Annotated in this window: 11 protein-coding genes and 1 pseudogene; 10 read left to right on the forward strand and 2 right to left on the reverse strand. The window is 43.7% G+C overall.

All coding sequences use genetic code 11. From position 1 onward, the window contains the following. Window positions 1-17: 17 nt before the first annotated feature. Both OCV20_RS18540 and dsdC read right to left on the reverse strand, forming a co-directional pair. A complete protein-coding gene (locus OCV20_RS18540) occupies window positions 18-1,211 on the reverse strand; it encodes a CynX/NimT family MFS transporter (RefSeq protein ID WP_086773902.1) in 1,194 nt (397 codons plus the stop codon). 151 nt (window positions 1,212-1,362) lie between these two features. Next, the gene (gene dsdC / locus OCV20_RS18545; protein ID WP_086773901.1) at window positions 1,363-2,304 is read right to left on the reverse strand and encodes a DNA-binding transcriptional regulator DsdC; all 942 of its coding nucleotides are present in this window, start codon (window positions 2,302-2,304) and stop codon (window positions 1,363-1,365) included. Between the two features lie 255 nt (window positions 2,305-2,559). On the opposite strand from dsdC, the gene OCV20_RS18550 reads away from it, so the two are divergent. The 10 genes and pseudogenes from OCV20_RS18550 (at window position 2,560) to OCV20_RS18595 (ending at window position 13,550) form a co-directional block, all read left to right on the forward strand. Further along, a complete protein-coding gene (locus tag OCV20_RS18550; protein ID WP_086773924.1) occupies window positions 2,560-3,891 on the forward strand; it encodes a D-serine ammonia-lyase in 1,332 nt (443 codons plus the stop codon). A 161-nt stretch (window positions 3,892-4,052) separates the two neighbouring features. Then, window positions 4,053-4,853, forward strand: coding sequence for a hypothetical protein (locus OCV20_RS18555; RefSeq protein ID WP_086773900.1), 801 nt, complete (start codon window positions 4,053-4,055; stop codon window positions 4,851-4,853). A 251-nt stretch (window positions 4,854-5,104) separates the two neighbouring features. After that, a complete protein-coding gene (gene trpS, locus OCV20_RS18560; RefSeq protein WP_086773899.1) occupies window positions 5,105-6,151 on the forward strand; it encodes a tryptophan--tRNA ligase in 1,047 nt (348 codons plus the stop codon). A 47-nt stretch (window positions 6,152-6,198) separates the two neighbouring features. Beyond that, window positions 6,199-6,387, forward strand: a pseudogene (locus OCV20_RS18565) (hypothetical protein); the annotation flags it as partial. A gap of 124 nt (window positions 6,388-6,511) precedes the next feature. Beyond that, the gene (locus OCV20_RS18570; protein ID WP_086773898.1) at window positions 6,512-6,889 is read left to right on the forward strand and encodes a VOC family protein; all 378 of its coding nucleotides are present in this window, start codon (window positions 6,512-6,514) and stop codon (window positions 6,887-6,889) included. Between the two features lie 138 nt (window positions 6,890-7,027). After that, entirely contained in the window at window positions 7,028-7,501 is a 474-nt protein-coding gene (locus OCV20_RS18575) for a putative periplasmic lipoprotein (RefSeq protein ID WP_086773897.1), read from the forward strand. A gap of 355 nt (window positions 7,502-7,856) precedes the next feature. Continuing rightward, window positions 7,857-8,720, forward strand: a complete 864-nt coding sequence (locus OCV20_RS18580) for a delta-class carbonic anhydrase (protein WP_061038332.1) — start codon at window positions 7,857-7,859, stop codon at window positions 8,718-8,720. 341 nt (window positions 8,721-9,061) lie between these two features. Next, window positions 9,062-10,243, forward strand: a complete 1,182-nt coding sequence (locus tag OCV20_RS18585; protein WP_061040223.1) for a C45 family autoproteolytic acyltransferase/hydrolase — start codon at window positions 9,062-9,064, stop codon at window positions 10,241-10,243. A 204-nt stretch (window positions 10,244-10,447) separates the two neighbouring features. Next, window positions 10,448-11,635 carry a BamA/TamA family outer membrane protein gene (locus tag OCV20_RS18590; protein ID WP_052879630.1) on the forward strand — a complete coding sequence of 396 codons (1,188 nt, stop codon included), beginning with the start codon at window positions 10,448-10,450 and terminating at the stop codon, window positions 11,633-11,635. Window positions 11,636-11,915: 280 nt separating this feature from the next. Beyond that, window positions 11,916-13,550 carry a hypothetical protein gene (locus OCV20_RS18595; RefSeq protein WP_086773896.1) on the forward strand — a complete coding sequence of 545 codons (1,635 nt, stop codon included), beginning with the start codon at window positions 11,916-11,918 and terminating at the stop codon, window positions 13,548-13,550. Window positions 13,551-13,635: the final 85 nt, after the last annotated feature.

Consider the following 13,635-nt stretch of genomic DNA (forward strand, 5'->3'; position numbering starts at 1 on the left):
TAATCATTCTGTTTGGCTTAAACGCTCACTTTCTTATCTCGTGCTGCCAATGCAGCGAAAATCGTACACGCAAAGGCAACTGATGCGATCAGCAGAATAGGAACACTCCAAGAATCTGTCTGAGCATGAAGCTTACCCACCAGCGTAGGACCAGTGGCTGCCAATGCATAACCGATTCCCTGAGCCATACCCGACAATGATGCGGCTTGGCTGCTATTCGATGTACGCAAGCCAACAAAAGAGAGCGCGATAATAAACGTCGAGCAGTTGGCTAATCCAAACAGTCCCACCCAAAAGATCGCAAACTCAGGCAAATACAGAAGACCAATCAATCCAACAAATACACTCGATGCACACAGAGTGATGAGCCATTGTTGATTGTCACTTTTGGCTAAGAATGGCAGTAACAGTAGCCCTGGAACCATAGTCGAAAATTGCAGGAAGCCGTAGATGTAACCCGCATCGATTTCGCTGTAGCCAAGGTCGTTCAAGATCTGTGGAAGCCAGCCTGCCAAAGAATAGAAGGTAAATGAGTTAAGCCCAAGCGCTAACGTTACTTGCCACGCTACGACGCTTTTAATCATCTTCTTCATCGGTAGAGGTTTGTCTTGTTGCTTGTTATTGCTGGCCGAAGATGAGCGTTTTCTGATTTTAGGCAACCAGATCATCAAAGCTAATATTGGAAATACCAAGTTCATTAACAGCGCTAATTGCCAACCTGTCATAGTGAACAAGGTGATCTCTGAAAATGGCACCATCAAACTTGAGCCTAACGTCGAGCCGATGCCCATCGTAAAAATGTACAAAGAAGTGACTGTCGCGATGCGTGTCGGGAAGCTAATTTTCACTACTACAGGCAACAAAACATTGCCAATCGCGATACCAAGCCCGATCATCACCGTGCCGATATACAAGGTTGGGATTAACCCAGCAGAGCGCAGTGTAATCCCGGACGTGATCAGAACTAAGCCTAATAACAGGCTAGGCTCTAGACCAATTCGTTGAGATATCTTGGTGACTAATGGTGAAAATAAGGCAAAAGTTAACAGTGGCAAAGCTGTTAAGAAGCCAGCAGCCGAAGAGGTAAGGTTGAGGCCTTCCATAACCTGAGAAAGCACAGGAGCCAAGCTCGTAAAAGGCCCACGAAGGTTAAGTGCTAGGAATAGAATCCCTAACATGACGAAAATGCTATTACGAAGAGAGGCGCTCATAGGTTGTTCTACTGTTTGCTTATGAGAAGACAGGCTAGCCTACAGATCATTGAATGTATAAACAATTACCGTTGCTAAAAAGGTCTGGCTGAGCCAAGAATTCCTATCTTCCACAAAATCCGCATCATTCACACGATCCGAGCATACACGCCTACATCTGATCTCTTTGCGCTAAAGCCCATTCAATAAACATTTTAACTTTTGGTGATTGGTGTTCTGAAGGCGTCGCGAAATAGTACTGCTGTTTGCACGTGACGGGTGGTTCGTTAAATGGCGCGATAAGCGTATTGTCTTTAAGATATTTTGATACCACGCTATATCGTCCAATCGCAATGCCGGCATTGTTTATGGCTGCCAGTATCGCGAGATCTGAACGGTCAAATTCCATATTTGAGCTGGAATGTACAGTACCGAGTTGGTTCGCTTGTGCCCACACTTGCCATTCATTGCGGTTTGAGTCGTAGTTCCATGCTTGGTTGTCGTGCAGTAACGTTGCTCGATTGAGGTTTTCTGGTTGTTGATTAAGCCCATGTAACTCAGCGTATTGAGCGGTACAAACCGGAGTCATGCTCTCGTGCATGAATGCTTGGCAGAAAAGCTTATCTGGGAATAGATCATCGAAGTAGATGGCAATATCGATACCGTGTCCTTGAAAGCTGATATTTTCATTACCAGTGAGCAGTTTCAATGTGATTGATGGGTAACGTTGTTTGAAGTTCGCTATCCGAGGCACTAGCCAACTCTGCGCAAATGTCGGTCGTGAATAGATCGTGAGTGTGCCCGATATTTCTTCGTTCTTAACATCTAAAATTTCTTGGTTTAGATCATTCAAGGTGCGGCTCAATGCGGCATAGATGCGTTTGCCTTCGCTTGTCAGTGTGATTCTGCGGTGCGCACGTTCAAACAGCTGTATATCCATCTCTCTTTCGAGCTTGTTGATACGATGAGAAACCGCACTTGGTGTCATCGATAGCTCTTGGGCTGCAAGTGAAAAAGAACCATGTCGAGCGGCCACTTCAAACGTGTGCAGCTTCGACAGCTGATAGCTGTTTAAGCGTTGATTTTTAGAGTACAGGTTGTCTTCACTATACATTTCGTTAAGGGCACCTTGATTCAAGCAAGAGGATTTCGATACACATCTTCAATGTCATATCATAGCTCTATCTGTGACTCATAGTTAATCATAAGTTGCTTTGGTTGCGTTAATTCCCGAAATTTTAATTAATAGATGAATTCAGTTCATGCAAGTGTGATTTTTCGTCGGTTGAACAAACACCAAAATCCCGTTTAAATAGGTTTACTAATGCTTGAACCTGCGCAGTACGCGCTTTACCAGAAAAGGTCACCCATGACTGTATTGAATATCGACAAGCTCATCTCAGATTTCCCACTGCTTCAACGATTAGCGGCACTCGATGAAGTGACTTGGTTTAACCCAAACAGCACGACTTTGGAGCAAGGTTTACCCTATGTGGGATTAGGCGAACAAGATATTCACGATGCGAGCATGAGGCTACAAAGGTTTGCTCCTTATCTAGCCAAGGCGTTTTCGGAAACTCAAGCGACCAATGGCATCATCGAGTCAGAGCTTGTTGACATTCCATCTATGAAATCAGTATTGGAAGCGCATTCTCAGCAGCCTATAAAAGGGCGTTTGATGATGAAGAAAGACAGCCATTTACCGATTTCAGGTTCAATCAAAGCGCGCGGTGGTGTTTATGAAGTACTAACGCATGCCGAGAAGCTTGCCATTGAAGCCGGGTTACTGTGTGAGAGCGATGACTACAGTAAGTTGCTCGAACCTGAGTTTCGTGACTTCTTCCAACAATACAGCATTGCGGTAGGCTCCACAGGTAATCTAGGCATGTCGATCGGTATCATGAGTGCCAAATTGGGCTTTACTGTCTCTGTTCATATGTCGGCAGATGCGAGAGCTTGGAAGAAAAGCAAACTTCGAGAGCATGGCGTCAACGTTGTTGAGTATGAACAAGATTATGGTGTTGCAGTAGAACAAGGTCGCAAAGAGGCAGAGCAAGATCCTCGATGCTTTTTCATTGATGATGAAAACTCGCAAACCCTGTTCCTTGGTTATTCGGTGGCAGGGCAAAGGCTCAAACAGCAGTTTAAGCAACAACTCATTTCAGTGGATAAAGAACACCCATTATTTGTTTACTTGCCGTGTGGGGTAGGTGGTGGCCCTGGTGGTGTGGCATTTGGCTTGAAGATGGCCTTTGGTGATCATGTCCATTGTATTTTTGCTGAACCGACTCATTCACCTTGCATGTTGCTCGGTGTTCATACGGGTTTGCATGATGAGATTGCGGTTCAAGATCTTGGTATCGATAACTTAACAGCTGCGGATGGTTTGGCGGTGGGGCGAGCATCTGGATTTGTCGGTCGCGCGATGGAGCGTTTGCTTGATGGTTATTACACGTTAACCGATGAACGCATGTACCAATTGCTAGGTGAGCTGAATCAAGCAGAGGGCATTCAACTTGAGCCTTCTGCGCTAGCGGGTATGCCAGGTGCGGTTCATGTTGAACAAAATAGTGAGTATCTGGAAAGGTTAGGCATCGATAATTCTACGTTAGCCAATGCCACTCATCTTGTTTGGGCGACTGGTGGCGGTATGGTTCCAAAGCAAGAAATGGCAGCGTATTTAGCCAAGTCTTCGGTGTAAACCAGATAGAAAGTCGGACTCTGGTGGATGATTTATGAGTTTAAACGAAGCAATAACTTGCGCAGATCGTTATCCAAAACACACATTTTGTAAATTAAGCTTCTTAGATGTTCTAACTATCAGTTAGGTTGAGTGGCATTCAACTTGATAGGGATTGAGCAATGCAGACGGACAAAGTGATGCAGACAAGACACATAAACACACCAGAAAAATTACTTCAGCGTTTAGATGCGATTGGGGAGTCTTTGGCAGCTTCGGGTAAGGCTCATGCTTTGCTGGGATTGGGCTCAGTAGGTATTGAAACAGAACGACTTGATCAGTATTCAGATGTCGATTTTTTCGCGATAGTGCAAACAGGGCACAAGCAGTATTTCTTAGACAGTTTGCATTGGCTATCTGATATTCACCCAATCGACTACGCAGTGAGAAATACCGTCGATGGCTATAAAGTTCTGTACGCTGACGGAATCTTTTGTGAGTTTGCGGTGTTTGAACCCCACGAGTTAGCGCATATCCCATTTGCTGAAGGGCGCATTGTTTGGCAGCAACCTGAATTTGATACGCAGTGTTGTGTTCCACCAGCAAAAGGCGATGCACACGCAAACTCCCAAGAGTGGATCATTGGTGAGGCACTAACCAATCTTTATGTGGGTATGTCTCGTTATAACCGAGGCGAAAAGCTGTCGGGCAGTCGGTTCGTTCAATCTTACGCACTCGATCGTTTGATTGATCTTGTGGATCAAACTGAACAGTCTGAGCCTGAATTCGTTGATGAATTTATGTCGGATAGAAGGCTAGAAGCTCGCTTTCCTAAGTTTGCCCAATTGCTACCAACCTTTACCCAAGGCTACGAGCGCACCGCTGAGTCGGCACTTGCCCAACTAACTTTCCTTAACTCCCACTTCACAGTCAACCAAGCTATGTGTGACCGAATCACTGAACTGTGTTCCAGTAAAGATTAAGCCTATAACCTGTTAATCTTAAAACCTATTTTCTTGGTGCGCGTAAATAACAGTTGTCGCTCGTCTGTATTGTTGATAGGTTTTAACCATGAAATTTAATTCTGCTTCAACTTCAATTTTCTTTTGGTGGTGCTCTTAACAGAGCAGCACGGAATACTCACATTCTTTAGCTGCTGGACGGTAGCTAAGAATGTCATCAAAAATGTCGCCTCTTTTTATCTCCAGTAGCCTTTCTAACTTGGAGATACACCATGAATACCAACTCAAACAGCCATATCGACAGCAACAGCTATACCAACAAGCCTGAAATCATTCTGACTGGCGATAGAGCAACTGGGCCTTTGCATTTGGGTCATTACGTCGGTTCACTTAAACAAAGAGTTTCTTTGCAGCATATTCACGACCAAACGATATTGGTTGCCGACATGCAAGGGCTTACCGACAATGCCCATAATCCTTCGAAGGTTTCGTCCAATATTCTGAATGTGGTCGCTGATTATCTTGCGGTGGGTATCGACCCGACCAAGACCACGATTTGTCTGCAATCACAGTTGCCGGTGTTAGCTGAGCTCACCATGTTTTACAGCAATCTTGTTTCTATCGCTCGCTTGGAACGTAATCCAACGGTCAAAAGCGAAATTCAGAACAAAGAGTTTGGACGTTCAATTCCAGCAGGCTTCCTCACTTATCCCATCTCACAGGCGGCAGACATCACCGCTTTCAACGCGACTTTAGTGCCTGTCGGTGATGATCAACTGCCGATGTTAGAACAAACCAATGAGATTGTAAGAAAGGTTAATTCGCTCGCTGGCAAACCAATCTTGAATGAATGCAGACCACTTCTCAGCAATGCATCTCGCCTCCCTAGTACCGATGGTAAAAGTAAGATGTCTAAATCGATGGGTAACGCCATTAATCTTGGTGCGACAGAGAAAGAGATCAGAGCTGCCGTTAAATCCATGTATACCGATCCAAATCATCTACGAATTGAAGACCCAGGCAAAGTAGAAGGCAATATCGTGTTCACTTATCTTGATGCTTTTCACACAGACACTAACTATGTCAGTCAACTAAAAGAGCATTATCAAAGAGGTGGGCTAGGCGATGGACAAACTAAGAAAGTGTTGGAAGAGTGCTTACAAGAGATGCTTCGTCCTATTCGTGAAAGAAGATCAGAGTTATTGGATGATAAAGCGCAACTCATCGAAATTTTACGCAATGGCACCCAAGTCTCTAGAGAAAGAACGCAAAAGGTATTGTTCGATGTAAAAGACGTCTTTGGTCTGAATATTATCTAGCACTGGTTGCATCTATGACGGGCCAAACTACGGGAGAGTGAAAGGGCGATCTGGATGCGAATATTTCAGAAGGAAGCTTTATTATCAACGGGCCAGTATTGTCTGAATTTATTGGTAAATTAAAGCCGACTGAATCAACCAATCAATTTCAATTTGTAGATGGCGAGAATGTTTGGGTGTTCAAGGTAGGTGATGATAGTTTAGTTTCCTACACGCTTAGTAAGCGCGAAGGCTAAGTTAAGTCATTCCAACCTACATGTCTGTTATGAGTTATGTGGGTTGCCGAATGACATTGTTCACCTAACAAAGCCTAGTCACCGCCAATAAGCCCTTATCACTCTTAGTTACAGGAAGGTAATGATGGAAATCAGTCAGTTGGATCATTTGGTATTAACCGTGAGTGATTTACAAGTTACGGTCGACTTTTACCAACGGGTGCTTGGAATGAAGCCCATCGAATTTGGTGAGGGCAGGTTAGCGTTGTCATTTGGGACGCAGAAGATCAATTTACACCTCAGTGGCAGCGAGTTCGAGCCAAAGGCAAGGCGTGTTCAGGTCGGAAGCGCAGACCTCTGCTTTGTTACCAATACACCAATTGCTAAAGTTGTCGAACATATCCAAGCGCAAGGCGTCGTGATAGAAGAAGGACCAGTACCACGAACAGGTGCAATAGGAAAAATTGTCTCTGTTTATATTCGTGATCCTGATGGCAATCTGATTGAGCTCTCGAATTATTAGTCTTGGGCACTAAACCCGTACGCTTTTGTTTACTCTTCAAGAATGCGACTTTTCGTGTTTACTCCGTTTATCACTAGATGTCGCCAGCCAAATAAAATACAATCGAACAATGTTTTATTAATTTCGTGCTTTATCATTATGATGAGAAACTTACTCATATTCATCGTTAGCCTTTTTTTCTTAACAGCTTGTTCTTCAACGAGTAATCATCAGCTAGACGACGAGACATTGAGCAACGAAGACGCTATGTCGAAAAGCGTAGAGGGAGAGAGTAATCTCGAGACTTCAAAGGATACAAACGCTGAGACCAGCGTTGATTCTTCCCATGATTCAATCGTTAATCATCAACCAGTCACTAACCTTGATTTAAATAAAGACACGATAACTCACGCTTATGCAGAGCCAGAGCCAGAGCCAGAGCCAGTGCAGCCTTCTCAAGTAGCAGCGACAGAAACAACGGAAAGCGATGCTAAGAGTGGCAGTGAAAAAGGCATCGGAAGCTATTTTATTCGTCATAACCAACCGACTAAGACCGTGATCAAATCACTAGAGGGTGTGACAGATGCATTGAACGTCATGACGTTTGGGATATTTGCCACCGGTAATGGTTAAACTGCCAGCCAAGAACGCTAACCAATAGATAGAATGAGACGTGAAGGCGAGCCAGATGGTTCGCCTTTTTTGATCTTCTAAATTTGGCCATCATTTTTCCTAAGAGTCGTGTTCACTTATCTGAGCGCTGAGTCAGGCGACGGTTAACGAAAATAGGAAATTATTAGTTCTGGAAGGGACTCGCCGAATTTACCTTGTTTGACTTGTTATATGCATCAAGGGTTCTAATACTCATCCCAAAGTAAGCAATGAAATCTAATCTTACAAAGACAAGTCTTATATTCACTTACGAGCATAGTAAGATGTTTGCTGTTAAGTCGTTTAGGTTTAGTTATCAATATTCTAGGGAAGAAAAATGAAGAATAAGAGTGTGTTTTTAAGTGTCGCGATGGTGATGTTGTCAGCTCATGCAAATGCATCAGATGCGAACCATGAGTCTGTATCAGATGGTGTTATCGCAGAACAAAGAGCGAAGCTTTCTGAAAATACCCAAGGACAAGGTTTTGGACCGCAAGCTCCACGAGATTTGGGTTCATTAGAAGGAACAAATACCAGACTGTTCTCGGATGCTCCTGATTCAACAGCGATGAACTTATGTAATATTCACTTCCATAAAAATGCTGAGCATAAAGGCGGTGAGTTTACTCAATACGCTGGCAACGGTGATGGTAAGGGATTCCAGAGTGGCTTTAAATACACAGGAAAACTGAGTTCTGCTGAGCTGAAACCATTTGAGGGCAAGGTTTGTCCGAGCGAGCATGGTTCTTTGCATTCGGGTGACACCATTGAAGTTCACTATGTTTATTCAACGGCGCAAGTTGAACCGGGTGAAACACTGGGTGCTTGTTTTAACGACGCGATCACCAACCCGCAACTGCGTGTAGAAACCCAAGTTTACGTATTAGTGAATGACGACAAAGCACTCGACTTTGAAGCGCTCGCTAAACATTCAAAAGTGAACGGCTTACACCAAGCACCAAACATCCCACAAGATACGGGCTCAGCGATTCAATACGCAGGCTCTACAACGGGCCCTGGTTATAATGAGCAAGGTTCACCTTTCCAAGTAACATGGAGCGTTCGTCCACAAGTAGCGAAAGTAAACATCGCGACAGTGGGTAGCTGGTGTGAAGGTAATGACTTCAACGAAGACCACGCCCACGGTGTGAGAAACTTGGTGGTTAACCCTGAGCTATTATCACCTATTCGTAACGACTAAACGATTCTGACCAATAAAATGATCAAGGCGAGCCAATAGGTTCGCCTTTTTGTTTGGCTCAGTATTTTATGGGTGACATGCCCTTTATGTATTGGGTAACCGCCTAGCTATATCCTTTCTCTTTTTCTCTTTCTTTCTTTCTTTCTTTCTTTCACTAACTTGCTTCTTGAGTTCCAACTCGTCTTCGCTATAAGCATGTTCTCTGGTCTCATGCGTTCATACTTATTTATTTTTGGATGAGTTTCGTCCGTCATACTGAATTGTTGGTATTTAAAAATCGTCCATATAATGAGCCCATCTTAAAGAAACAAACCAACTTACTTAGATAAATAGAGGTCATTATGAACACTTCAACACTTACTACTAAAGCACAATTCGAAAACGGCACAATGTTTGAAACTGGCGAGGAAATGCTTTATGTCCTGCAGCTTAACGGCAGCTGGTATGAAATGGGTAAGCAGTACGGAAACTTGTCAAAAGAGCACATGCAAGCGATGTACGACGTTATTGTTCAGCCTGAATTTGATAAAGGGCTAATCAGCCAAAAAGAAGCATATGAATTGTTTGGCACTCGCGTTTTCGCAGCACTTTCTTTACGTCGTAAGCAATACTTCCAAGGTGTAGCAGATGGTCTAGGCTGGCCACTGGAAAAAGTCATCGTGCTAGACCAAAGCGGTCCAATGGCGATTTACCTTGGAAAGCTACACTCATTCTCTGGTTGTTCTTCGTTAGCGACTTGGGGTGAAAGCACGGTCGATGGTCATTCGGTTGTTGGTCGTAATATGGACTGGAGTGATCTGTTCCTAGACTTCCCAATCTATACAACGGTTTATAACCCAACAGATGGTTCAAATGCATTAGTGAATGTGAGCTGGCCGGGTTGGCAGTGGATGGTTACTGGTTTTAACGACAAGGGTGTGTATACCGATCTGCATGACGGTACATCAATGGGCGGCAATATTGTATCGGTTGAGAAGCCATCTTTCTTAAACTCAGTGGTCGATTACATGGCGGAATCTGATTCGATCGAAGCTCTTAGCTCACGCTTCCAAGCGTCACGTACTGATATTGCTTCAATCTGGATGTTAGCGGATAAAAGCGGTCAGGCTTGTGCTTACGAGAACACAATCCAAGAAAACAGAAAACGCGTCAGCGATAAAGACGCTAGCTCGTTTGCGACGGTTAATACGTTCTTAAACCCAGATTGGGGTTTGGGTATCCGTGAAACTCAAAGCTTTTCACTAAAACGTTTTGATAACTTAAATGCACGCCATGATGACCTGTGCGGTCACATTGATGCTGAGGCAATGCGTAACATCTTTGACTTACCACTGTATAACGAAGATGGCAGCTTCAAAGAAAATGGTGGTGTGACTAAGCCAACCAATCAAGATGTGGATCTAACTAACTACCAAATCGTAGCTGACTTAAATGAGCTGCAAATGTGGGTGAAACTTCCTGCGCTTGGCAGCGACACCAACTGGGCTCATATTGATGTTAAGTCTTTGTTTAACAACAAGTAACGTTATCACTCAGTGAGTAGGGCTAATGTGTTTGTATAAGCACATAGCCTTCCTCTTTTTGTAGGCTCACCTCGTAAACCGGCCTCAACAAAACGTAATCAATCGCTTATCAAACTCCTCGTCGGACTTTAATAGACGAATCCGATCATTGCATGGAAGCTTAACAAGCAGGCGTAAACTCTGCCATTAAACCAAAGTGCAAAAATGATTAAATCTAAATTGTTTCATTCTGTCTCGCTAATCGGCGCTCTTTTTTCTTCTGTTTCTTATGGCTCATTTTTCGATGCTGTGGACGACCAATTCGATATGGGTCACCACATTGCAGAAAACGCCGTGGGCTTCTTACCCGTACCGGTTTTGATTACCGAACCTGCCGTTGGTTATGGCGGGGGGCTTGTCGGCGTATTCATGCATGAAACGGACGAGCAGAAACAGCAAAGAAAACAAGCGGCACTCAATGCTATCGATGGAGGCGCACAGCTTGTTCCTGGTGCGATAACAGTATTGGGTGCAGCGGGTACAGAAAACGGATCGTGGTTTGCCTTTGTCGGGCATCGACACACATGGTTGAACGATACCATTCGTTACACGGGTGGTGTTGGGGCTGGGCAAATGAATCTTAGTATCTATAAAGATTTGTCACTAGAGCTCCCAAATAACAAGTCTACGGACATCCAACCGTTAGAGTTTTCTACTGAGACTCGTGGTGTTGTTTTGCAGCAAGGAGTCCAATTTCGAGTGGCAGATACGCCTCTTATGTTGGGCGTCAAACAGTTCGTTTCTTATACCGAGATAACTTCTGACAGTCAGATCGTTGATAAGTTGATGGAGTACACCTTAGGTCAAACCATCGTGACTTCGGGTTTAGGATTGACTGCGGATTACGATACTCGCAACAACTTATTTTACCCAACCAGTGGCTATCAATTTTCAGCTGATTACATGGTTTACGATGAAAAGTTAGGCAGTGATCAAGCATACCGAAAGTTAGATGTCGAAGGGGAAGTCTATGTCCCACTGGCAACACAATGGACGCTGGCTTTTGCGGCCAATTATCAAAACTTTCAATCAGATGAATTGTTTCTTTCGCCAACCACTCAACCGTATATTCAATTAAGAGGCGTGTCTTCCTATCGATATCAAGGGGATGAGATTACCACTCTCCAATCTCAAGTTGTTTTCGACATTGATGATCGTTGGAATGTGTCTGGGTTTTATGGATATGGTCAGGCGAAAGAAGAAGCAGAACTTAGCCAAGACCAAACAGTAGGAGCTTATGGTGTCGGGTTTCGATATCAGATAGCTCGCCGATATGGGTTACGAATTGGTATGGACTTGGCTCGAAGCGACGACGAAAACGCTTTCTATATTAGCTTAGGGAGTGGTTTTTAAATATTCAAAATACCAGTCTAAGTCTAAGACTCTTTTTACTAACGGTTATCAACGGCTATTAACGGCAGAGTCCATTTTTAGTGACGGGTTTGATCCATCATACATGATTCAAGGGATGGGAAAATAGACCGTAAAATGTAGCCATACCAAAGAAGCTTCATTCTGATATCGAAGGTTTGATGGTCGTTATGATTTGGTGAACAGGAGGGTTCACTCATTAAATTTAATCTGCCTTATCTATGGCTTTAGGTATTTGGTGGAAGTATTTGGCACTCAAATAATGAAAATATTTAATCTGTTCAGCTTTAGAACCCTCGTTTTGTTCGCAACCCCGCTTTTTTGGTGGGCTTCGTTTTCAGCGCTATCAGCTGAGTCGAAAGCTGTCCATCCTGGTAAAGAGATTTTCAAACGTTATTCGCTCAGTGAAGACATTCCTAAGTTGGCCATGAGTTCTCTCATGCAAGGCGAACACTTGGTTGAATATGCGACTCGCAAAATTGTAATTGGAGACAACGTTCGTGAATCAAAAGTCTTCTTAGTGAAGAACACCGATACCAAAGGCAACATTGATCTGCGAATTAAATACAATCCCGATGACCTTGATGAACAAGAGCAAGTCATCGATGAAATTGAAGCATTTGTCAGAACTGAATATCGACTAAGGCATTACGCTGAGAGCTATGACCCGTATTCAGTTAAAGCTAAGGATCATGGTGATGGTCGTGTCGATATCTTCTTTGAGTACTCAAAGTATGCATTACCCCAGGATATTTCGTACTTCCGTCATTTAAGCGTGAAAGTCGAACTCGTTAATGGGCAGCCACAGACGATGAGTATCTATAACGATCAGCCGTTTAAATTCAATGGATACCAAATAGAGAGTTACTTACAACGACTTGATTTTAAAAGACTCGAGTCAGGAAAGCTTATTATCGACAGTAAGCACATCGAAGTTGAAGGTAAGAAGCGCGATAAGCCAGTGCGTATGAACACGATGATTCGTCCAATTGCTATTTATGATGAGCAAAATGAGGTGACAGTCCTAGACCACAAAATGCTTGAGCAAGTATCGGATCCGCGAATGAGAGAAGAGAGTGTTGTGCTAGACCGAGTGTTTCCTTTGATGGGCGATATGGTTCGTCGTCAAGGAATCGATTTGCCATTGCCTTTTGGTGTGTCTGTCGCGTACAGGAACCAGAACATGGACATCCCATTCACTGATTTCGTGATTCAAGGGGTGGGCTTGAATGATCTTTTCGACCCTTACGCTAGCATCGGAGCTGTTAATGCTGAAAGTTTAACGCTTAGAGCCGACCTCAACATATTACCGTTTTGGAATGTTTATGGTTTGGTTGGAAAAATCAACGTCGATGCTCAAGTTGATGCGGAATACACCGGTGAGGCGGGTGAGTTTCTCCGAGATAAATTAAACAATAAACTACCACACCTTGGGGATGCATTTTGTAGTGAGTTGTCGGCACTTTGCCAAACGGGTCGTGTGAAAATTCCGTTGAGTTTGGAGTATGACATCGTGGGCTTAGGGACAACTTTGTCTGTGGGTTATAAAGAATTTTTTGCTTCTGTATCGGGCAGTTATACAAAAACGCGTTTAAAAGACACTGACAATTGGGGAGATGGCATTGTGACTGTTCAGCCTATGCTTGGCTATCAACTCGTTGATTATCGTACTCAGCTATTTGTTGGTGCTGAGTACCAAGGTTTGGATTCAAGAATGGCAGGGCATGTGGTTGCGGGTGACTTGGAATTTGATTATGACATTGGCGTGAGCTTATCTCAGTGGGCGTATTTGGTGGGTGTGAATAAACAATTAGGTAAGAACTACAATTTGACCTTTCTTTATAACAAAGGTGAAACGCGAGATTCGATGACGGTCAATTTTGGCTATCGATTTTAAGCATGAGATGTTGAGCGTTAATGGAGAGGGTTTCATCCGTCATAGGAGATTAACTGGATGTGTTTTTATGACATAAACTCATTTC

It is taken from the genome of Vibrio coralliirubri (assembly GCF_024347375.1).
Taxonomy (GTDB): Bacteria; Pseudomonadota; Gammaproteobacteria; order Enterobacterales; family Vibrionaceae; genus Vibrio; species Vibrio coralliirubri.